The 21,478-nt window shown below is 69.6% G+C and carries 13 protein-coding genes; 8 read left to right on the forward strand and 5 right to left on the reverse strand.

Going from position 1 to position 21,478, the window contains the following annotated elements; all coding sequences use genetic code 11:
* Positions 1–11: 11 nt before the first annotated feature.
* Complete coding sequence (locus tag HAV22_RS22870) at positions 12–2,618, reverse strand: glycoside hydrolase family 3 C-terminal domain-containing protein (protein WP_166862115.1); 2,607 nt, start codon at positions 2,616–2,618, stop codon at positions 12–14.
* A 328-nt stretch (positions 2,619–2,946) separates the two neighbouring features.
* Here HAV22_RS22870 and HAV22_RS22875 point away from each other — a divergent pair, with 328 nt between their 5' ends.
* On the forward strand, positions 2,947–5,304 hold the full coding sequence (locus tag HAV22_RS22875) for a beta propeller repeat protein (RefSeq protein ID WP_166862117.1): 2,358 nt from the start codon (positions 2,947–2,949) through the stop codon (positions 5,302–5,304).
* 70 nt (positions 5,305–5,374) lie between these two features.
* A complete protein-coding gene (locus tag HAV22_RS22880; protein WP_166862119.1) occupies positions 5,375–5,956 on the forward strand; it encodes a VPLPA-CTERM sorting domain-containing protein in 582 nt (193 codons plus the stop codon).
* A gap of 76 nt (positions 5,957–6,032) precedes the next feature.
* Here HAV22_RS22880 and HAV22_RS22885 read toward each other — a convergent pair whose 3' ends face one another.
* From HAV22_RS22885 to HAV22_RS22895, 3 genes are all read right to left on the reverse strand, one after another.
* On the reverse strand, positions 6,033–6,431 hold the full coding sequence (locus tag HAV22_RS22885) for a hypothetical protein (RefSeq protein ID WP_166862121.1): 399 nt from the start codon (positions 6,429–6,431) through the stop codon (positions 6,033–6,035).
* Positions 6,432–6,808: 377 nt separating this feature from the next.
* Positions 6,809–9,664, reverse strand: coding sequence for a beta-galactosidase GalA (gene galA / locus HAV22_RS22890; RefSeq protein ID WP_229421377.1), 2,856 nt, complete (start codon positions 9,662–9,664; stop codon positions 6,809–6,811).
* Positions 9,665–9,691: 27 nt separating this feature from the next.
* A complete protein-coding gene (locus tag HAV22_RS22895; RefSeq protein WP_166862123.1) occupies positions 9,692–12,016 on the reverse strand; it encodes an alpha-L-fucosidase in 2,325 nt (774 codons plus the stop codon).
* 273 nt (positions 12,017–12,289) lie between these two features.
* Between HAV22_RS22895 and HAV22_RS22900 the strand changes: the two genes are divergently transcribed.
* Together HAV22_RS22900 and HAV22_RS22905 are read left to right on the forward strand one after the other, a co-directional pair.
* Positions 12,290–15,448: a bifunctional diguanylate cyclase/phosphodiesterase gene (locus HAV22_RS22900; protein WP_166862125.1), complete on the forward strand. Its 3,159-nt coding sequence runs from the start codon at positions 12,290–12,292 to the stop codon at positions 15,446–15,448.
* Between the two features lie 34 nt (positions 15,449–15,482).
* A complete protein-coding gene (locus HAV22_RS22905) occupies positions 15,483–17,768 on the forward strand; it encodes a xanthine dehydrogenase family protein molybdopterin-binding subunit (protein WP_166862312.1) in 2,286 nt (761 codons plus the stop codon).
* Positions 17,769–17,900: 132 nt separating this feature from the next.
* Here the strand turns inward: HAV22_RS22905 and HAV22_RS22910 are convergent, their stop codons facing one another.
* Complete coding sequence (locus HAV22_RS22910; RefSeq protein WP_166862127.1) at positions 17,901–18,329, reverse strand: thioredoxin family protein; 429 nt, start codon at positions 18,327–18,329, stop codon at positions 17,901–17,903.
* A 62-nt stretch (positions 18,330–18,391) separates the two neighbouring features.
* Here HAV22_RS22910 and tsaB point away from each other — a divergent pair, with 62 nt between their 5' ends.
* The 4 genes from tsaB to HAV22_RS22930 are packed head-to-tail and all read left to right on the forward strand — an operon-like array spanning position 18,392 to position 21,456.
* Entirely contained in the window at positions 18,392–19,120 is a 729-nt protein-coding gene (tsaB, locus tag HAV22_RS22915) for a tRNA (adenosine(37)-N6)-threonylcarbamoyltransferase complex dimerization subunit type 1 TsaB (RefSeq protein WP_166862129.1), read from the forward strand.
* Positions 19,117–19,578 (forward strand): ribosomal protein S18-alanine N-acetyltransferase, encoded by a 462-nt coding sequence (rimI, locus tag HAV22_RS22920; RefSeq protein ID WP_166862131.1) that lies wholly within the window; start codon positions 19,117–19,119, stop codon positions 19,576–19,578. Before tsaB ends, rimI begins: the two co-directional genes overlap by 4 nt.
* Positions 19,575–20,537, forward strand: a complete 963-nt coding sequence (locus tag HAV22_RS22925; RefSeq protein WP_166862133.1) for a uracil-DNA glycosylase — start codon at positions 19,575–19,577, stop codon at positions 20,535–20,537. The genes rimI and HAV22_RS22925 overlap by 4 nt, the downstream gene beginning before the upstream one ends.
* Positions 20,521–21,456 (forward strand): DUF1853 family protein, encoded by a 936-nt coding sequence (locus tag HAV22_RS22930; protein WP_166862136.1) that lies wholly within the window; start codon positions 20,521–20,523, stop codon positions 21,454–21,456. The genes HAV22_RS22925 and HAV22_RS22930 overlap by 17 nt, the downstream gene beginning before the upstream one ends.
* Positions 21,457–21,478 lie beyond the last annotated feature (22 nt).

Raw genomic sequence — 21,478 nt, forward strand, 5'->3', positions numbered from 1 at the left:
GAGTGCCCACCCTACAGCTGCGGCAGTTCGCGCCGGCCTGTTACGTTCACCTTCAGGCCGACGCCCGCGGTCTGCGCACCGGGCTGGCCACCGCCGACCCAGACGGTGGCCGGACCCGCCTCCACCTTGCGCCGGCCAACCGCATCGACCGTGCTGAAGGCCTTGCCGTCCAGGTCGAACGTCAGGCGGCGCTTTTCTCCCGGCTGCAGCGTGACGCGGGCGAAGCGGACGAGGGTGCGGTTCGGCGCCGCGGGCACCCCCGGCCGGGCGACGTAGACCTGCACCACCTCGTCGCCGGCGCGCGGTCCGTCGTTCTTCACGTCGACGGCGACCTTCACGGGGCAGCCGGCACACACCGTCTTCGGCGCCGGCGCGGCCGGCTTGTACGAGAAGTGCGTGTACGAGAGGCCGTGGCCGAACGGATACAGCGGCTCGCCCTTGAAGTACTTGTAGGTGCGGCCCTGCATGCCGTAGTCCTTGAACGGCGGCAGGTCGGCGACGGACTTGTAGAACGTCACCGGCAGGCGGCCGGACGGACTGAAGTCGCCCGCGATCAGTTCGGCCACCGCCTGGCCGCCTACGCCGCCCGGATACCACGCCTGGATGATGGCCGGGACGTGGCCCGCGGCCCAGTTCAGCGCGACGGCGCTGCCGCTCATGTTGACGAGCACCAGTGGCTTGCCGAGGCCGCCCAGGCGTTCCAGTAGCGCTTCCTGCGGGGCGGGCAGGTCGATGCTCGTGCGGTCGCCGCCGGCGAAGCCCGGTGCGTTGACGGACATCTCTTCGCCTTCCAGCTGCCATGTGAGCCCGGCCGCGTACACGACGAGGTCGGCGTCGCGGGCCGCTTGCAGCGCCGCCGTGTCGTCGAAGCTGGGCCGCGTCCATTGCAGTTGCTGCTCGCCGTCCCAGCCCAGCTGCCGGGCCTCGATCTCGATCGTGTACACCTTGCCGGCCGCGAGTTCCACCGGCGTGTTCGACGTCGGCCAGGCGATGTCCCACAGGTCCGTGACGAGGCGTCCGTCGACGCGGATGCGATAGCCCTGGCCACCCTTCAGGCGCAGATGATGCGGGCCGCTTTCGCCGGCGCGCAAGTAGCCGCTCCAGCGCGTCGAGGTCTTGCGGTCGGACCGGTCCGGCCAGCCCCACCGGAATGCCGCCTGCGTGCCCGTCTCGACCGCGGTGGGCGTGCCGGCCAGGTCGACGTTGTCGAACCGTTCCACCTTGACACCCGGATGGGCGCAGTCGGCGTCCAGGCACATCGCGTCCGCCGGCACGTCCTGCAGCGGCGGCGCGACCCAGCCCGTGCCTTCGACGAACGTCACCTGCGCCTGCGGGAAACGGGCGCGCAGGCCGGCCAGCACCGTGATCGGCTTCGATGGCGTGCCGCTGTAGTTGCCGACCAGTGCGTCGACGCTGTCCGCGTTCGGGCCAATCACGGCGATGCGGCGCGGCGCCGTCTTCAGGGGCAGCAGGCCGTCGTTCTTCAGCAGCACGAGCGATTGGCGTGCCGCTTCCAGGTTCAGGCGTTTGTCGGCCGGCGTGTCGTAGTCCTTGGCCGTGATGCCGGCGAAAGGCTGCGGTTTGTCGAGCAGGCCGAGGCGGATCCGCGCTTCCAGCAGGCGCAGCACGGCGCGGTCGACGTCGGCCTCCGTCAGCAGCCCCTGCTTGACGGCACGCACCGTGGTGGCGGGCGTGGCGGTCGGGCTGTTTCCGAATTCGCACATCACGTCCGTGCCCGTCTTGATCGCAGCCGCCACCGCGCGCTCCGGTGTGTCGACATAGTGGTGCGCCCAGTCCGAGTGGATGTCGGCGATGGCGCCGCAGTCGGACACGACGTGGCCCTGGAATTTCCACGTGTCGCGCAACAGGTCCTTCAGCAGGGGGCCGTTGGCGCATGCCGGCACGCCGTTCACCGCGTTGTAGGCGCACATGAGGGACAGCACATGGCCTTCCGTCACGGCGGCGTGGAATGCGGGCAGGTAGGTCTCCGTCAGGTCGCGCGGCGAAGGGTGGACGTCTTCGCGGTGGCGGTCGGCCTCGGGGCCGCTGTGCACGGCGAAGTGCTTGACGGTGGCCGAGACCTTCGGCGCACCCGCATCGGGACCCTGCAGGCCGCGGATATAGGCCACGCCCATGCGCGACGTCAGGTACGGGTCTTCGCCATAGGTTTCCTGGCCGCGGCCCCAGCGCGGGTCGCGGAAGATGTTCACGTTCGGCGACCACACCGTGAGGCCGCGGTACAGGTCGGAACCGCCGTCGGGGCGTACGGTCTCCAGGTACTTGGCGCGGAATTCCGTCGCGACGGTGTCCGCCACGCGTTCGACGAGCGCATTGTTCCACGTGGCGGCCAGGCCGATCGCCTGCGGGAACACGGTGGCGTTGCCGGCGCGCGCGACGCCGTGCAGGCCCTCGCTCCACCAGTTGTAGGCGGGGATGCCGAGCCGCGCGATCGCGGGCGACGTGGATTGCAGCAGGCTGGCCTTGTCGTCCAGCGTCATGCGGGCCAGCAGGGCCTGGGCCCGCGCGGCGGGATCGGCCTGCGCGGCGAGGGCGGGCAGGGCCAGCGTCAGCACCACGGCCGCCGCGATGGCGGTCCTGGACAGGTGTCGAGTTGTCATATGCGTTTTCAAATAGGTTGCGGGTGGCGCACGGTGCGCGCGCGCATGCTAGCACCGGCGCGGGCGCGCGCGGCCGGCGCGGGGCCTGGTCGGAAAATTTTCTTGCCAGGCTGGCGGATTTCATCATGCGGCGCCGACGATTCCGGTATTTCGTTGGCAACTTGAGGTTTTTCGTCATTGCCGCCGTCCCGGCATATTCACAGAATGTCTCAACGCCGCGAGCATCGGACGATCTTCCGGCGGCGGTCCGACACCGGCGATCGGGCGCGCCCGGGAGACGTGGCGCGCGAGGCCGGTACCTCATAACAATCATATGGAGTACACAAGCATGCAGAAGATGCGACTCATCGCGCTCGCCGGCGTCGTGGCGGGCCTGGCGGCCGGCTGTGGCGGCAGCGACGCCGATCACGCCAATGGCAGCACCGTGCTGGCGGGCACGATCGGATCCGCGAGCCCCACCATCAAGCCCGCCCGCTTCGCGAGCGTGAAGTTCGGCGGCGGCGGCTACGTGCCGGGCCTGATCTTCCACCCGACCAGCCCTGACGTGCTGTATGCGCGCACGGACGTCGGCGGCGCCTACCGCTGGGATGCGGCCACCTCGTCCTGGACCGCGATCACGGACATGTTCGGTCCCGACGAGGGCTTCTACCACGGCAGCGAAACGATGGCAGTCGACCCGAACGACGACCAGCGCGTCTACATGAGCGCCGGCATGTACAACTGGGCCAGCAGCCACGCTCGCCTGTACATTTCCACCGACCGCGGCAGCCACTGGACGCACGTCGACCTGCCGTTCCCCGCGGGCGGCAACAACCAGGGCCGTGCGGTCGGCGAGCGCCTGATGGTCGACCCGAACGATTCCACGATCCTGTTCTACGCGACGCGCACGGCCGGTCTGTGGAAGAGCACGGACCGCGGCCAGACGTGGAACCAGGTGACGTCGCTGTCGACGCTGACGATGACTCAGGCGCAGATCGACACGGCCTACTGGAGCAGCCCGGTCGGCATGGAACAGCTGATCTTCGACACCGATACCAAGGGCACCGGCACCGCCACGCAGACGATCTACACGGCGGTGGCGCCCGACTACGCGAACATGGCGGGCCTGACCGCCGGTCTGTACAAGACGACCAACGGTGGCGCGTCGTGGACCAGCATTCCCGTCCCGGCCGACGTGCAGGGCTTCATCATCCCGCACATGGTGCGTGCCAAGGACGGCATGATGTACGTGGCGTTCACGAAGGGCGAGGGGCCTGGCGCCGGCGGTCCGTGCCGCCTGTACAAGTTCGACGGCACCAACTGGACCCTGCTGAAGGGCTACGACGACACCCAGTGGAGCAGCTTCGGCATGGGCGGCCTGTCCGTGTCCGGCACCGGCGCCCACACCCGCATCGCGCTGGGCGTGACCAATACGTGGGGCAACTGGCAAGGCATGCCGGCCGTGCAGATGTCCGACGACGGTGGCGCCACGTGGCGCGAAATCGCCAACCTGATGCCGCGCGACCCGGCCAAGACCGGTTACTCCGGCTGGGTGGACGACGTCGAGATCGATCCGAACAATCCGGACCGCGTCCTGCACGTGACCGGCGGCGGCGTGTGGGAGACCCGCAACGCATCGGACGCGCAGCCGACGTGGAACTTCATCGTCAACGGCGTCGAGGAAGTCGCGACGAAGGCCCTGATGGCCCCGGCACCGGGCGCCAACTATTCGCTGATGCGCGCGGGCCTCGACATCGGCATCACCGTGCAGACGGAACTCCTCAAGGCGCCCACGCGCACGACGGGCGAATGGTTCAGCAGCGCGTTCGGCATCGACGCCGCGTGGTCCAACCCCAACTACATCGCCGCCATCGGCGCCGGGGCCTCGAAGACGCCGGACATCGTCGGCGCCTACTCCAGCGACGGCGGGGTAAGCTGGAACAAATTCGCGAACAACCATCCGGACGCGAAGGCGCACCAGTCCGAAACGGCCAGCGTCGCCGTCACGAAGACCGGCAACGTGGTCTGGGCGCCGGCCGAATCGGTACCGGCGTGGACGGCCGACAGCGGCAACACGTGGACCTATACCAACCTGCCCGCGCTGGAACACATGAGCACGTCGCGCGGCTATCACGTGGTGGCGGACCGCAAGAACCCGAACAAGGTCTATGCTTACGATTCGGGCGGCGCGTGGTGGGCGCAATGGGGCGGCGCGGCGCACTTCTACACGTCGACGGACGGTGGTCAAACGTTCACCGAGAGCGCCACGTTCAAGAACAGTGCCGCGCTGAACTCGTTCCAGCAGACCTCGGTCGCCGTCAACCCGAACGCGGAGGGCGACGTCTGGGTGGTGGACGGCTTCAGCATCCTGCACTCGACCGATTCGGGCGCGCACTGGACCAAGCTGAACGTGACCCAGTCGATTCCGGACCCGAACAACTATTACGTGCCGAAGGTCTATGGCGCCATCTCGATCGCCCTCGGCAAGGCTCCGGTCGGTGCGAAGTACTCGGCCTCGATCTACATCGTGGGCGTGATCAACGGACAGTGGGGCGTGTACCGCTCGGATGACGGCGGCGTCAATTGGACCCGTTACAACGACGACCAGCACCAGTACGGCGGCATCAGCAACCTGGCGGCCGACCAGGCCGTGCCCGGACGCCTGTACTTCGCCGGCGCCGCCCGCGGCGTGCTGTTCACCTACTGATGCATGCACCGGTCCCGCGCATCGGCCACGGGACCGGCCTGCCGCAACCGATATCACTGGAGACATTCGAATGAAACTGAAAGCAATCCTGGCCGCGCTCGCGCTGGGCATCGCGGCCGCCAACGCCGGCGCCACCGTCCTGACGTTCGACGGCTTGATCGAGTCGATGTACGGCGACGGCTTCCCGCTGGCCGCCAACATGCACTACGAGGGCACCAACCTCGTGTACGAAGAAGCGGGCTACCGCGTCACGTTGAACGCGCCCGGGGCGGCCGCCGGCCAGGCCCACGTCGGCGACGGCACGTTCGACCCGCAGACGTACAACTGGCACGACGGCTTTGAAAACGGCGCAAACACCTTCGTCACGCTGACCCGCGCAGGCGGCGGCTCGTTCGACCTGCGCAGCTTCGACTACTACACCGACGGCAGCGCGCTGTCGACGGACGGCACGCTGCAGGCCTTCCTGGCGGGTGGCGGCACCTGGACGACGGCGCTGAACGGCATCACGGAACTGCGCTTCACGTCGAGCGCGCACAACGCGATCGCCAACGTCGACGTGGCCGCTGCGGGCACCGTGCCGCTGCCGGGCACCTTGCCGCTGTTGATGGGCGGCGTGGCCGCCTTCGGCCTGGCGCGCCGTCGCCGGGGCTGATCCGCACGCCGCAATGAAACGCGGCGGCTGCGCGCCGAATGCCGGTCAGTCGGGTTGACCGGCATTTTTTTTATAGTCAATGCAGGAGCGGTCGCGCACCCCGGCTGTTGAACGCGCCATGGTCGCCGGATTCCAGCACGGTGTCGAACACGTCGTTGTGCGTGATGCGGTGCCCACCCCGGTTGCCATCGCCGACGTCGATGCCGGCACGCGGCCCGTCGTAGATCGACTTGTGGTCTACCCTGATGCGCGCGACCGTCTCGATCTGCACGCCGGCTGCCTGCTTGTCGATGGTGCCGATGTCGTGGATGTGGTTGCCCGTGACGGCGCGGGTGCGGGCGAATTTCCAGTCCGAGCGCAGCAGCGGCTCGGTCGCCTGCGGGGGACGCGGGTTCCGTGTGCGTGAACACGAGGTTGCGCACGCTGATGTCGTGCACGTCGCCATCGTGGCCTTCGATGCGCACGAGCGCGTCAACGGCGCTGTCCCCGCAGCCGCGCGCGGGCGACGGGGCCGGCGTTAAGGCGCTTCAGGTAGAGCCAGTCGTCGCGCCGGTCGAGGAATCATTCGTCCGGCGCATCCAGTTCCTCGAACACGTTGTCGCTCCAGCGCGCGCTGTCGCTCGGCGCCATCGTGCGATTGTTGCCGACCTGCGGACCGTAGACCGGGTTGCCGCCGCGTCCTTGCCGAGGATGGGTACCTGTACGCCGCCCCAGCCCAGGCCGTGCAGCGCGTGCGGGTTGGCGCCTGCCAGTTCGAACGGATGGCCGTGTCGTGCACGGTCACCGTGCGGGCCTCGACTGCGCCCGCCAGCGCCAGCGTCAGGGCTGCGGCGAGTGCCGTGGCCCGCAGCTTCACGGCGTGCCCCGTTCGATCAGCACGTCGCCGAGGAGGCCGGACGGTTTGCCCGGCTCCGCTTCCACCAGCACGGTCAGCGTGCGCCAGCCTGGCCCGTGCGGCACCGGCAGCACGAGGGGGCCCGGTGCGAACGACGTCTTGTCGCCCAGCTTGACGCCGTCCAGCCAGACTTCGGCCTTGCCGGCGATTTCGCGCAGGACGACGTGGGCGCGGCCGTCGTTGTGGTCGGCGCGCAGCGGGAACGAGACCCGGAACGCGCGCCAGCGCTTGGCGCCCGGCGCCATCCCGAGGGGCGGATCGCCCCAGGCCCAGCTGTTCATGTCGTTGTCTGCGAGCGCGACGTTCGGATCCGGCCGTTCGGATTGCGGCGGAGACGAGCGCCACGTGCCTGGCCGCACGATCGGCTGCGCCTCCGGGACGACGGCCAGGGCGCCCGCGTCGCGCACGGCAAGCAGGACCTCGGCCGGCTGCAGGCCGTCGGCCCGGGCGCGCAGCACGAGCTTGCCGTGGGCGCCGCGGCGGCCCTGCACGATCACTTGTGCGAGGCCGTTGTACAGGCTGCGCTCGGACGCCTTGTCCGGTTCGTGCGAGTTCGGGTCGCCGTTGCCCACGCCGATGATGCGGCCGGCGCCGTCGGTGTCGAAACGCACGTGCAGGTTCGCGTCCGCGACGGGACGGCCCTGCGCGTCGACCACGCTCACCGTGACCGGCACGGCATCGGCACCGTCGCCGAGCAGGGCGCTGCGATCCGGCGTGAGCACGACGCGCGCCGGCGCGCCACTCGTCTCGACGGCGTCGCGGCCGACTTCCTTGCCATTCCTGGACGCCACGACTTCGAGCCTGCCCGGCGCGTACGGCACGTCGAACGTGGCCATGTCGAACGGGGCGACGTCCTGTTCGCCGACGACGGCGCCGTTCAGCAGGAGGCGCACGTGCGGCGCGTTGGTTGCGACGCGCACTTTGACCGGCCGGCCTTCCTGGCCGGGCCAGTTCCAGTGCGGCATCAGCTTGACGACCGGCTTGTCCTTGATCCACAGCGCCTGGCGGAACCAGTAGGCGTTCTTCGGGAACGCACACAGGTCCATGATGCCGAAGAACGAGCTGGCGCTCGGCCACTCGTGCGGCGTGGGTTCGCCGCGGTAGTCCAGGCCCGTCCAGGCGAAGCCGCCGGCCATGAACGGGTGGTCGGTGATGTGTTTCCAGCTGCCCCGCTGCGTCTGGCCCCAGTCGGCCGCGTCGTCGTCGTAGCTGGCGACGACGTGCTTCGCGACGTCGGTCTTGTACGCGCCGCGCGACATGAAGGCCGACGTGTCCTCGGAGCTGAACACGGGCTTGTCCGGGTAGGTCTTGTGGAAGTGCTCGTATTCCCACACCTGGTAGTTGATGCCCGCCACGTCCAGCGCCTGCACGGCGCCCTTGTCCGAGAACAGGCCGCCGTGCATGGCGGCGGTGACGGGGCGGGTCGGATCCAGTTCCCGGATGGCCGCCACCATGCGGCGCGCCATCTCGTAGCCGACTTCCGTGCCCTGTAGCGGCTCTTCGTTGAAGATCGACCACAGCACGACGCTCGGGCGGTTGCGGTCGCGCCGCACCAGCCAGGTCAGTTGCTGCATGTAGTCGGGCGACGTGTTGAAGTTGCGGTTCTCGTCCATCACGAGGATGCCGAGCCGGTCGGCCAGGTCCATCACCTCGGCCGCCGGGGCGTTGTGCGCGAAGCGGATCGCGTTCACGCCCATCGATTTCAGCTGGCGCATCCGGTATTCCCATATCGAGTCGGGTACCGCCACGCCCACGCCGGCGTGGTCCTGGTGGATCGCCACGCCCTGCAGCTTCGTCGGCTGGCCGTTCAGGAAGAAGCCGCGGTCGGCGTCGAAGCGGAACGTGCGGAAGCCCGTGTGCGTCTCGGCGCTGTCGATCTCGCCCTTGGCATCGCGCAGCACGGCGTGTACGCGGTACAGCGCGGGCTTGTCCAGCGTCCACGGCTGCGGGTTCCGGACCGCGAGGTCGAGTCTCGCGCTGGCGCTGTGCAGCGCGTCCACGTGCACGGGCGCCGTGGCCCGCGCTACGGCGCGGCCGTCCGGCGCGACCAGTATGACGTCGAGTGTCGCGTCGCGCGCCGCCGCCGCGCTGCTGTCCACCTGCACGGTCACGGGCAACGTCCAGCGGCCGTTCTTCTGCACCGGATTGGCGTGGATGCCGTCGGTGGCGATGTGCACGGCGTCGCGCTTGACGAGCCAGGTGTGGCGGTACATGCCGGCGCCTTCGTACCACCAGCCTTCCATCACCTCGGCGTCGACCCGCACGGCGATCGTGTTCACTTCCTTGCCGTAGCGGAGGTAGGGCGTGATGTCGATGTTGCGGCCGTTGTAGCCGGACCAGTTGCGGTTGACGACGATGCCGTTCACCCACACGGTGCTGTGCGTGGCGATGCCGTCCAGCTGCAGCTCGATGTTGCGGCCGCGGTCCGTCACGGGCAGGGTCAGGTAGCGCCGGTACCAGCCGATGCCGCGCGGCCGGTAGCCCTGCGCGCGGTTCTGGTCGGGATCGAACGGGCCTTCCACCGCCCAGTCGTGCGGCAGGTCGACGTGGCGCCATGTGGAGTCGTCGTAATCGGCGCCGGCCGGACCCGGCGCCTCGCCGGCCTTGGTGGTCATGTAGCTCGCGCCCTGGCCCTTGATCGAGGGCAGGGGCACGTCGCCCTGCAGGAACAGCCAGCCGGGGTCGAGCGACAGGCGCTCGGGCGTGCCGGCCCTGGCGATCTGCATGGACGCGAACATGACGGCGCCGGCCGCGAGCAGGCAGTGGAGGGCCGCGCGTGGCCACGCACCGCGGTCATCGAGAGTTGGACGCATGAGGTTTCCTGGATGAGTCAATGGTTGTCAATGCTTGTCGGCCGGGATGACGGTCAGCTCGGCCGCGTTGGCGCCGCCCGTGTGCCACACGTCGTTGATGGCCGTGAAGCGGAAGAAGCGGGCGTCCACGGGGGCGAAGCGCGCCGTCTGCCAGTCCGGATTGTTCTGGATGTTGGAAAACGTGCCTTGCGCGACGGCGGTCTGCCACTGCGCGCCGTCCACGCTCGTCTCGAAGCGGTAGTCCACGACGGTGCCGAGGACTTGTCCATCCTGGCGCGGCAGGTAGGCCAGCCCGGCGATGCGGTGTGGCGCGCCCATGTCGATCGTGATCGATTTCGGGCCCTTGTCGGCGTCGTTCCAGCCCGTGTCCCAGAACGTGGCGGGGTTGCCGTCGACGGCCAGCGCCGCCTGGCCGGACTTCTCGCCATCCACGGCCGCGACCTTCCAGCCGCGCGGCGACAGGCCGACGAACGTGCGCGTGCCGACCACGCCCAGGCGTCCGCCGGGCAGCAGGCGCGCCGCCTTCACGACGGCGTTGCCGGGCAGCGGGATGGGCGCGCGGTACACGGGCGAGGCCGCGGTGGGCGCGGACCCGTCGACCGTGTAGACGATCGTGCCGCCGCCCGGATGGGTCACGTGCACGGCGCCATCGGCGTCGCGATCGGCGATGGCGGGCGGCAGCAGGTCCACCGCCTGTTTGTACAGGCCCACTTCGGCGAGCGTCGGCGCCAGGCGCGCGCCCGTGATGCGGATGCGCACGCGGTCCGTCGTCACGGGGTTGGCCAGGCGGATCAGCCGGCGGTGGCCGACCGTCGTCGTCACGTCGGCCGGGTGCAGCGCGGGCGCCGTCCAGGAGGTGCCGTTCCACGTCTCGATGGCGAACGATTCGATGCGCTGGCCGCGGTGATCGACCGCTTCCTGCAGCGACACGACGTCGAACGTCGCCCGGCGCGGCAGGGTCAAGGTCAGCGTGCCGTCCGTGCGGCCGGGGGCGGCTTCCCACCACGTGTCGAGGTTGCCGTCGAGGACGGCGGCCGGGCCGCGCCGCGGCGCCGCGTGGTCGGCGGCCGCCTTCGCGCCGCGCGCCAGGTTGACGGCGAACGTGTCGCGCACGATTTCGCCCATCTGTCCCAGCGCCGTGACCTGGTCGTCCGGTACGAGGCCGCGGTTGTCGGGCGACAGGTTCAGGATCAGGTTGCCGTTGCGGCCGACCGACGAATAAAAGATGTCGACCAGTTGCGTGACGGGGCGCGGCCGCTTGTCGCGGGCCCAGAACCATTGACCGTTGCCGAGCATGGTGACGTTGGTCTCCGCCGGATACCACCACAGGTGCGACCCCGGCACGAGTTTCGCCCGGCTGCCCAGGTCGCCGTCCGTCATGTCGGGCCAGCGGAAGTCGGCGGGCGCGGTGGGCAGCGGCACGACGCTCCATTCCGTCGGGCGGCCGTAGCCGCTCTCGCTGCCGACCCAGCGCACGTCGGGGCCCTTGCCCATGATGACGGCGTTCGGCTGCAGCTTGCGGATCAGGTCGTACCACGCGGTGTAGTCGTACGTCTCGGTGACGCTGGGATCGGGGTTGGCGCCGTCGAACCACACTTCGTCCACGGGGCCGTATTGCGTCAGCAGTTCGTACAGCTGATTCAGGAAGTAGCGGTTGTAGTCGTCGACGTCGTACGTGAACGTGTCGAAGCCCGGCGTCGGCGTGCGGCCCCGGGACGGGTCGTCCTGGAAGTGGGCCGGATCGGTCGGGATCGTCGAGCTGCGCTTCGGGCTGCCGTTGCCGTAGTAGCCGGCGGGGTTGGCCGGGTTCGTCTTCAACTGGTACAGGTCGGCGGGGGACAGGTAGATGCCCAGCTTGACGCCGGCGGCGCGGGCCGCATCGGCCACTTCGCGCACGAGGTCGCCCTTGCCGCCGCGCCAGGGGCTGGCGGCCGACGAATGCGCCGTGTAGCGCGTGGGCCACATGGCGAAGCCGTCGTGGTGCTTGGCCACAAGCACGAGCATCTTGCCGTCCAGCTGTTTGACGGCACGGAGCCACTGGCTCGCGTCCAGTTGGGCGGGATTGAAGATGGCGGGGTCTTCCTTGCCATTCCCCCATTCCACGCCGTTGAAGGTATTGACGCCGAAGTGCAGGAAAAATGTGCGCTCCAGCCGCATCCATGCGGACTGGTTCGGCCTGGGCAAGACCTTGGCCGCTTTTTCGGCCACGATGGCCGGGGTGTCGCCGGCGGCAATCACCTGTTCCGTCGCATACGGCACGGGCGCGGCCGTGCCGGGGGAACAAATGCCTGCGAGCGCCAGGCCGAGGGCCGCGCGGGCCCATGTCGTCGTGTTGGGAAGTGAGGTGATCATGATGTCGGCGTAATAAGTGGCGTGCCGATTCTGCGATCACGGATACGGCCGGGCAAGTGCGAAATTCATCAATGGAGGCACGAAATTCGGGACGGTGTCGCAACGCCAACGTGGCGGTCTGGTAACGGTTATCGCTACCAAACCTAGCACAATCGAAAAACTTGTGACGTAGAGCAATTGTTGTGGGCATAATCCGAACATAACTCTAACTACTTGATTTGCCACAATAGTTGTCGTGCCGGCCACAAGCGGGGCGGCACCGCATCCCACGCCATGGCCTTCCTATCCAGAGTTGCCCTGTCCGCGCTGCCAGCGCGCCTCGCCCGGCTGTATGGCCGTTCGTTGTATACCGCACTGCTCGTGCTGGTGTCCGGCGGCCTGGGCGTGCCCGCGGTCGTGGGCGGCTATCTGCTGATCGGCGTGCAGGAGCAACAGGCCGCGCGCCGCGAGCTGGACGACACGTTGCAGCGCAACGCCGACATCCTCGCGCTCGGGATGCAGGAATCGCTGTGGAACATGAACGTGGACGCCGCGCGCTCGCTCGTCGATTCACTGATGCGCGACCCGGCCGTCGTGCACGTGCACGTGGGCGCGCAGGTTGAGGGCGATTTCATCGACCGCCGCGCGATCGCCCCGCCCGGCGGCCACGTGCTGCGGGCGGAGCGCGACGTCGTCGTGCACGGCCAGCCGATCGGCCACGTGACCGTCGAGATGGACGACAGCCGCAGCCAGCAGTCGCTGCGCGCGAAGCAGGCGCGCTATGCGCTCGTGCTGGCCGTTCAGCTGGGCGTGTCGCTGTTGTTGATCCTGATCCTGCTGCGGCGGCGCCTGCTTGCGCCGCTGGGCACGTTGATGAGCTTTTCCGACCGGCTGTCGCGCGGCAAGTTCGACGCGCCGCTCGCGCTGTCGACGAACGACGAACTGGGCCGCCTCGGCGGGCAGCTGGAGCGCATGCGTATCGCGATCGGCGACCTGTTCCAGGACATCGGCCGGCGCGAGGAGCGCTTCCGCACGATCGTCACGCAGGTGCCGGGCGCCGTGTTCCGCGCCCGGCCGGGCGGCATGATCGACTTCGTCAGCGACGCCATCGAAGACATTTCCGGTTATCCGGCCAGCCGCTTCATCGGTGCGCACACGGACACCTGGGCCGACGTGATCTGCGCGGAAGACCGCAAGCTGCAGCGGCACTTCATCAAGGGAGCCGTGCTGGCCGCGCGCCCGTACGAGATCGAGTACCGCATCCTCGACGCCGCCGGCATCGAGCGCTGGGTGCTGGAGAGCGGCCAGCCGGTCGGGTTCGAGGGCAATGCCGTATTCTGGATCGACGGGATCATCTCCGACATCAGCGAACGCAAATACAACGAGATGCGCATCGAGGCGCTGCTGGCCGAGCAGGGTGCCGTGCTGGACAACGTCATGTTCGGCATCCTGTACGTGCGCGAGCGCCGCGTCGTGTCGACCAACCGCCGCTTCGACGAATTGTTCGGCTACGCGGAGGGCGAGCTGGTGGGCGACCCGATCGGCGTGCTGTTCCCCACCGTCGACGACTACGCGCAGGGCCTGGACGCCGCGACGCCCGTGCTGGCGGGCGGCAGCGATTTCAGCGACGACCGCGCGTTCCGGCGCCGCGACGGCAGCCTGTTCTGGTGCGCCGTCAGCGGCCGCGCGCTCGACCCGGAACGCCACGACGAGGGCAGCATCTGGGTGTTCGCCGACATCACGGAGCGGCGCCAGGCCGAGGAAAAGCTGCGCCTGTCGGCCACCGTGCTGGAACACATCGCGGACGGCGTGATGGTGATCGACGTGCACGGCCGGATCGTCGCCACGAATCCCGCGTTCACGCAGATCACCGGCTATACGGAGAGCGAGGCCGTGGGCACGCACTCGAACCTGACGCGCATGACGGGCGACGACACGGGCCTGCACGAGGCGCTGTGGGCCGACCTCGCGGAGATGGGCTTCTGGCGCGGCGAGATCCACAACCGTCGCAAGAACGGCGAAGCCTACCTCGAGTGGTTGACCGTGTCCGCGGTGCGCGACGACCACGACGCCGTCACGCACTACGTCTGCGTGTTCTCCGACATCACGAAGGTGAAGGAATCGCAGGACAAGCTGGACCACCTGGCGCACCACGACCCGCTCACGGGCCTGCCGAACCGCCTGCTGTTCCACGACCGCCTGCAGCACGCGATGGTGCGCGCGGCGCGCGACGGCAGCCAGCTCGCCGTGATGTTCATCGACCTGGACCGCTTCAAGACCGTCAACGATACGCTGGGCCACCACGTCGGCGACGAGCTGCTGAAACAGGTCGCGGGCGAGCTGATCCAATGCCTGCGCGAAGGGGACACGCTGGCGCGCCTGGGCGGCGACGAATTCATCGTGCTGCTGGAAGACGTCGACGGCGCACAAGGCGCGCGCCAGGTGGCGGAAAAGCTGATGCAGCTGTTCGAGGGGCCCGTCGTCGTTTCCGACTACGAGCTATTCGTCACCGGCAGCGTGGGCATCAGCCTGTTCCCGCGGGACGCCGTCGATATGAACGTCCTGATCCGCAATGCCGACGTGGCGATGTACCAGGCCAAGGCGCGCGGCCGCAACGGCTACCAGCTGTACGCACCGTCGATGGATGGCGACGGCGCCGAGCGCCTGCGCATGGAGGGCCTGCTGCGCCGCGCGATCGAGCGCGACGAGATCCGCCTGCACTACCAGCCGCAGGTCGACATCGAGACCGGACGGCTGACGGGCGCCGAGGCCCTCGTGCGCTGGCACAGCCCGGAACTGGGCCACGTGCCGCCCGTGCGCTTCATCCCGCTGGCCGAGGACATCGGCTTCATCGGCCAACTGGGCGCCTGGGTGCTGGAAGAGGCGTGCCGCCAGGTGGTATGCTGGGAGGCTGCCGGGCTGTATGTGCCGAAGATCGCGGTGAACCTGTCCGGGCGCCAGTTCGACCGCGGCAGCCTGGCGCCGCTCGTCGCGCGCGTGCTGGCCGACACAGGCCTCGCGCCGCAGCGCCTGCAGCTGGAGGTGACGGAATCCGTCATCATGAATACGGCCGATGCGCTCCAGTACATCAACGACCTGCACGCGCTGGGCGTGGAGCTGGCGATCGACGACTTCGGCACCGGCTACTCGTCGCTCGCCTATTTGAAGCAGCTGCCGGTGCAGACGTTGAAGATCGACCGGAGCTTCATCAAGGACATCCCGGCGGACAAGGACGATGAGGCGATCGCCATCGCCATCGTCCAGCTGGGCAAGAGCCTGGACCTCGCGGTGATCGGCGAAGGTGTGGAGACGGCCGAACAGGCAGCGTTCCTGCTGCGCCACGGCTGCCGGCGCGCGCAGGGCTATCTGTATGGCCGGCCGATGGCGCCGGGCGAATTGCTGGACACATGGAGGGAGGACGATGCGGGACACGAGCGGACCAGGTTCGGATAAGGACGAGCGGGAACGGAGGCCCGGCGTGCGCGGCATGCGCAAGGGCCGGCGGCGGTTCCTGCTCGGCGGCCTGGCTGCCGGTGCCACGCTCGTCGTGGGTTGGGGTGTCGAGCCGCCGCGCCAGCGCCTGCGCGCGACGGCGGGCAGCGCCGTGCATGACGCGGGCACCGTTGCCCTGAACGGCTGGGTCGCCATCGCGCCCGACGGCACTGTCGACGTCGTCGTCCCGCGCAGCGAGATGGGGCAGGGCGTGCACACGGCGTTGCCCATGCTGCTGGCGGAGGAACTGGACGCGCCGCTGGCAGCCGTGCGCGTCGTGCAGGCCCCCATCGACAAGATCTTCGCGAACCTCACCGTGCTGCGCGACACGCTGCCGTTCCATCCGGAAGACGTCGGCAACCTGCCGCAGGGCGCGCGCTGGATCGCCGGCAAGGTGGCGCGCGAGCTGGGCATCATGTTCACGGGCGCTTCGACGAGCGTGAAGGATGCGTGGCCGACGATGCGGGCGGCCGGCGCCGTCGCCCGTGCCATGCTGCTGCGCGCCGCCGCGGAACAGTGGAACACGAACGCCGACACGCTGTCCACGCGCGACGGCATGGTCGTGCACCCGGATGGACGGCGCGCGCCGTACGGCCTGCTGGCCGCGCGCGCGGCCGCACTGGGCGGGAACATCGACGCGTCCGACGTGCCCCTCAAGACGCCCGCGCAATTCACCCTGATCGGCAAGCCGCTGCCGCGGCGCGATGCGGCGTCCAAGGTCAACGGGCAGGCCCGCTTCGGCATCGACGTGCGGCCCGAAGGCCTGCTGTACGCGGCGCTGCGCATGGCGCCCGTGCTGGGCGCCGGCGTCGGCGGTTTCGAGGCGGATGCGATCGCGACGCTGCCCGGCGTCGTCAAGGTCGTCGACGTGTCGGCCGCGCTGGCGCCATTGTCCGGTGCGGGCGCCGGCGTCGCCGTCGTGGCCAATGGCTGGTGGCAGGCGAAGCAGGCCGCGCTCGCGCTGCCCGTGCGCTGGACCGCGAGCCCGCATGCAGAGTTGTCGAGCGAGTCCGTGTTCGCGGGCTTCGCGCGGGCGCTCGACCGCGAGCCGGGCTACACGTATTTCGAGTCCGGCAGCCAGGACGCGCCGGAACTGGCGGGCGCGCGCACCGTGCAAGCGGAATACCGTGCGCCGTTCCTCGCCCATGCGACGATGGAACCGCAGAACTGCACGGCGCAAGTCCTGAATGGCAAGGTGAAATTGTGGGCGCCGACGCAGGTGGCCAGCATCGCCGTGGACGTGGCGGCGAAGGTCGCCGGCGTGTCGCGCGAGGACGTGACCATCGAGGTGACGATGCTGGGCGGCGGCTTCGGCCGGCGCCTCGAGACGGACATGGTGGCGCAGGCCGTCGCCGTCGCGCTGCAGACGCGCGGCCGTCCCGTGCAGCTGATCTGGACGCGCGAGGACGACACGGGCCACGACGTCTATCGCCCGGCCGCGCTCGCGCGCTACACGGCCGGCGTGGGCGCGGACGGGCGCGTGCTGGCCTGGGACAGCAAGCTGGCCAGCGGCGCGATCGGGCACCAGTACTTCCCGCGCAACCTGGGACTGCCCGGCGTCGGCCCGGACAAGGCGACGGCCGAGGGCGAATACGACATGCAGTATGCGATCGCGAACCGGCGCTGCCGTCACGTGGCCGTGGAGAGCGTCGTCCCCATCGGCTACTGGCGCTCGGTGGGCCACTCGCACAACGCGTTCTTCAAGGAGAGCTTCGCCGACGAACTAGCCCATGCGGGGGGCCAGGATCCGGCCGCGTGGCGGCGCGCGCTGCTGAAGGACCATCCGCGCCACCTCGCGGTGCTCGACGCCGCGCGCGCGCGCGCGGGCACGCCGGCGCAAGGGTGCGCGCATGGCCTCGCCGTGCACCAGTCGTTCGGCACGGTCGTCGCGATGGTGGCGGAGGTGTCGGTGGCGGAGGTGCCGCTGGCGGACAAGGCCATCCGCGTGCACAGGGTCGTATGCGCCGTCGACTGCGGCATCGCCGTGAATCCGAACATCGTCGCGCAGCAGGTCGAGTCGAGCGTCGTGTTCGGCCTGTCGGCCGCGCTGGCGGGCGAGATCACGTTCGCGAACGGCCAGCCGCAGCAGTCGAATTTCGGCGACTATCCCGTGCTGCGGATGGCGCAGGCGCCGGAGGTCGAGACGATCGTCATGCCCAGCGCGGCGCCGCCGGAAGGCATGGGCGAACCCGCAGTGCCGCCCGTGGCGCCGGCCGTCGCGAATGCGGTGTTCAAATTGACGGGGCAGAGGTTGCGCAGCTTGCCGCTGCGCCTCATGTAAAGCTCACCGGTGACAGGCAGGGTCGCCGGCGGCCCGTAGGGTGGGCACCCCGTGCCCACGCGTGACGTTTGCGTGATGCCGGCGTCCGCGTGGGCGGAGGGCCGCCCACCCTACGTCATCGTAGTGCCGCGTTTATTCGTCGGCGTTCGCCATCAACGTGCGCAAATTGCACTCGCGTTGCCACGCCTGCCGCTCCGGTGTCGATACGGCCTGGCGCGACAACTCATCGGTGCTGAGCCCCGCCTGCGCCTGGATCAGGCGGTCGGCCACGCCCGCATCGGGCAGCATCGTGCCGAAGAAGGCGACGGCGTCGCCGCGCTGCAGCAGCAGGGTGGGAAAGTTGTCGACGTCGAGGTCGCCGACGACGTCCGCCCGGTCTTCCACGTCGATCCACACGAAGGTTTTATCGGGATGACGGGCGGCCAGGCCGTCGAACGCGGCGCGGTAGGACGAGCAGGTGCCGCACCAGGCGGCGCACAGGCAAGCGACGATCCAGCCGTCGCCGCTAACGGCGGCGGCGACCTGGTCGCGGGTATCGGGCTCGAGGGTCAGACTGGACATGGGCGGGATTTTACAACGGTTCCGCGCTTTTGGCCGGCCGGGCCGGCGGGTTACAATATGCCATGCCTATCATCCTCGCAATCGAAACCTCGTCCGAACTGGCGTCCTGCGCTTTATTGAACGGCACGGATGCCGCCGTCCTGACCCGCGAATCGGCCGGCGTGCGCACGCACTCCCAAGCCGTGCTGCCGATGGTGCAGGAGCTGCTGCGCGACGCGGGCATCGCCCTGGCCGACTGCGACGCCATCGCGTTCGGCGCCGGCCCCGGCTCGTTCACGGGTGTGCGCACGGCGTGCGGTGTGGCGCAGGGTCTCGCATTCGGCGCCCGCAAACCCGTGCTGCCGCTCGTTACCCTGGAAGCGATGGCCGAGGCCTGCCGCGCACGCACGGGCGCGGCGGACGTCGTCGCCGTGCTCGATGCGCGCATGGGCGAAGTGTATTGGGCGCAGTACCGCTGGATGGCTGGCTGGCAGGTCGTGCGCGAGCCCGCGCTGTGCGCGCCGGCCGACGTCGCGCCGGAACTCGTGGCTGGTCTCGCCGCATGCGGCAACGGTTTTGCCGCGTACCCGGACGCGTTCGCGGCCCACGCGTTCGCCACAGGTGCACTCGCCGACATCCTCCCGCATGCGCGCGAACTGGCGGTGCTGGGCGCGGCCGCGCTGGCGGCCGGCCGCGCCGTGCCGGCCGACGACGCGCAGCCGATCTACCTGCGCAACAAGGTCGCGTACACGAGCGCGGAACGCCAGGCCATCAACGCGGCCAAGGCCGGGGCGGAGCAGGGCAAGCCATGAGTGGGGCGGCACAGCCGGCATTGCGGCCGATGGTCGTGGCCGACGTCGACGACGTGCATGAGCTCGAATGCAGCGTCTTCCCGCATCCGTGGAGCCGCACGAATTTCATGGATTCGCTGGCGAGCGGCTACGACGCGTGGGTGTTGCGCGAGCCGGAAGGCACGCTGGCCGGCTACTTCCTGCTGATGTATGCAGTGGACGAAGCCCATCTGCTCGACGTGGCCGTCGCCGCGCAGCGCCAGGGCCGCGGCCTGGGACGTTATCTGCTGGACCGGATCGCGGCCCGCGCACGCGCGGAGCGCATGGAATCGATCCTGCTCGAGGTGCGGCCGTCGAACACGCGCGCGCTGGACGTGTACCGGCGTTACGGCTATGCGGAGATCGGCCGGCGCAAAGGTTATTATCCGGCGCACGAAGGCCGGCGCGAGGATGCGATCGTGATGAGGTATATGTTATGAACGGTGTCAGCGAACGCGATGCCATCTTCCTGAACGAGATGGGCCTGACCCCGCTGTGGCAGTTGCGCGCGGTGCCCGCACACGAGGGCGCGGCGGCGCCCGCAGCCGCGCCTGACGTCGCGCCGGGACCGTCGCCGCTGCAGCCCGTGGCGCAGTCGGCGTCCGCGCTGGCGCCCGTGGCCGAAGCACCGGTCGCCGAAGTGCCGGCAGCGCCCGCGCGGCGGCCCGCGCCGCCGGCCGGTCCGCGCGCGCCGGGACCATCGCCGCTGCAGCCCGTCGCACAGTCGGTATCCGCGCTGGCGCCCGTCGACACGGATTCCGCCTGGGACGACGCCGCGCTCCCGAGCGACGCGACGCCGGAAGAAATCGCCGTGATGGATTGGGACCAGCTGTCCATCGCCATCGCGGCCTGTCGCCGCTGCAGCGCCTGCCGCGAAGGCCGTGCGCCGGTGCCGGGCACGGGTGCGAAACGGGCGCGCTGGCTCGTCGCGGCCGGCGCCACGACGGCCGCCGACGAAAAAGCGCGCGTGCCGCTCGCCGGCGAGCCGGGCAAGCTGCTCGACAACATGCTGGCCGCCGTCGACCTGGCGCGCGAGCGCGACGTCTACGTCACGAACCTGATCAAGTGCCGCCCGACGACGCCGAACGGCGGCGAGCGCGCACCCACGCCGGACGAGGCGGCCGCCTGCCGTCCCTACCTCGAACGCGAAGTGGCGCTGACCGGCGCCGACATGGTGCTCACGCTGGGCCAGATCGCCGCCAACACCTTGCTGGGCCGGCCGCTGCCGGAACCGCTGGCCGGCGCGCGCGGGGACGTGCACACGCTCGACGCGGGCGGGCGCGCCGTGACCCTCGTGGCCACGCTGCATCCGGGCGAACTGCTGCGGCGCGGCGCCGACAAGGCGCTCGCGTGGGCCGACCTGTGCAGGGCAAGGAACGCCCGTGCACGATCCGGCTGACACGTACCAGGCGTATTTCGAGCGCCGCTGGGGCCATCTGCGGCGCGCACGCGTGCGGGCGCTGGCCTGGTTGCTGGACGCCCCGGACCTGCTGGACGTCCACGACCCGCATTGGGACGGCCGCATCGCCACCCTGGGCCCGGTGACGCCGGAGACGGAGCGGTGGCTCGCCGATCTCGATGCCGACCCGTCCGCCCTCGACGCGGCGCTGGGCGCAAAGATGATCACACGGCTCGGGCTGTACGCGGAAAAGCTGATGGCCTTTTATTTCGCGCAGCAGGGACGCCTCGTCGCGCACGGCCTGCAGGTGCGCGCGACCCGCAACGACACGGTCGGCGAGTTCGATTTTCTGCTGGATGCGGGGGAGGGTGTCGAACACATCGAGTTCGCCACGAAGTTCTACCTGCTGCAGGGCGATTCCACGGCGGGCTTCGACACGTTCGTCGGCCCGAACCTGGCCGACAGCCTGGGGCGCAAGATGCGCAAGGTGTTCGACCGCCAGCTGGAACTCGGCAGCCATCCGGCCGCCCAGGACGTGCTGCCGCGGCCTGTCGTCGCGGCGCGCGCGCTCGTGAAGGGCTGGCTGTTCTACCCGAGGGGCACTTACCAGGCGCTGCGCGGCATCACGGCCGGCCACTGCCGCGGCTTCTGGTGCGCGTTGGGAGAGCTGGACGCGTTGCCCGGCGACCGGTTTTTGATCTTGCCCCGGCTGCAATGGCTGCCGCCGTTCCGCGCGCAATCGGCCACGTGGATGCTCGACAAGGCCCAGCTCGCGGCGGAACTGGACGACCATTTCGCCGTGTCGGATGCCCCGGTGCTCGTGTCGCTCGTGCGCGAAGAGCCCGGCTGCATCGTCGAATTCGAGCGGGGTTTCATCGTCCCCGACGACTGGCGCGAACGGGCCGCCGCCCGCCTGTAAAATTCGGGGTCAGAGCACATCG

The organism is Telluria antibiotica (genome assembly GCF_011682055.1).
Classification (GTDB): domain Bacteria; phylum Pseudomonadota; class Gammaproteobacteria; order Burkholderiales; family Burkholderiaceae_D; genus Telluria; species Telluria antibiotica.

Excerpts from the sequence above, each read along its gene's own strand:
- HAV22_RS22870 (WP_166862115.1), bottom strand. The coding sequence starts at position 2,618 with ATGACAACTCGACACCTGTCCAGGACCGCCATCGCGGCGGCCGTGGTG.
- HAV22_RS22875 (WP_166862117.1), top strand. The coding sequence starts at position 2,947 with ATGCAGAAGATGCGACTCATCGCGCTCGCCGGCGTCGTGGCGGGCCTG.
- HAV22_RS22880 (WP_166862119.1), top strand. The coding sequence starts at position 5,375 with ATGAAACTGAAAGCAATCCTGGCCGCGCTCGCGCTGGGCATCGCGGCC.
- galA (WP_229421377.1), bottom strand. The coding sequence starts at position 9,664 with ATGCGTCCAACTCTCGATGACCGCGGTGCGTGGCCACGCGCGGCCCTC.
- HAV22_RS22895 (WP_166862123.1), bottom strand. The coding sequence starts at position 12,016 with ATGATCACCTCACTTCCCAACACGACGACATGGGCCCGCGCGGCCCTC.
- HAV22_RS22900 (WP_166862125.1), top strand. The coding sequence starts at position 12,290 with ATGGCCTTCCTATCCAGAGTTGCCCTGTCCGCGCTGCCAGCGCGCCTC.
- HAV22_RS22905 (WP_166862312.1), top strand. The coding sequence starts at position 15,483 with ATGCGCAAGGGCCGGCGGCGGTTCCTGCTCGGCGGCCTGGCTGCCGGT.
- HAV22_RS22910 (WP_166862127.1), bottom strand. The coding sequence starts at position 18,329 with ATGTCCAGTCTGACCCTCGAGCCCGATACCCGCGACCAGGTCGCCGCC.
- tsaB (WP_166862129.1), top strand. The coding sequence starts at position 18,392 with ATGCCTATCATCCTCGCAATCGAAACCTCGTCCGAACTGGCGTCCTGC.
- rimI (WP_166862131.1), top strand. The coding sequence starts at position 19,117 with ATGAGTGGGGCGGCACAGCCGGCATTGCGGCCGATGGTCGTGGCCGAC.
- HAV22_RS22925 (WP_166862133.1), top strand. The coding sequence starts at position 19,575 with ATGAACGGTGTCAGCGAACGCGATGCCATCTTCCTGAACGAGATGGGC.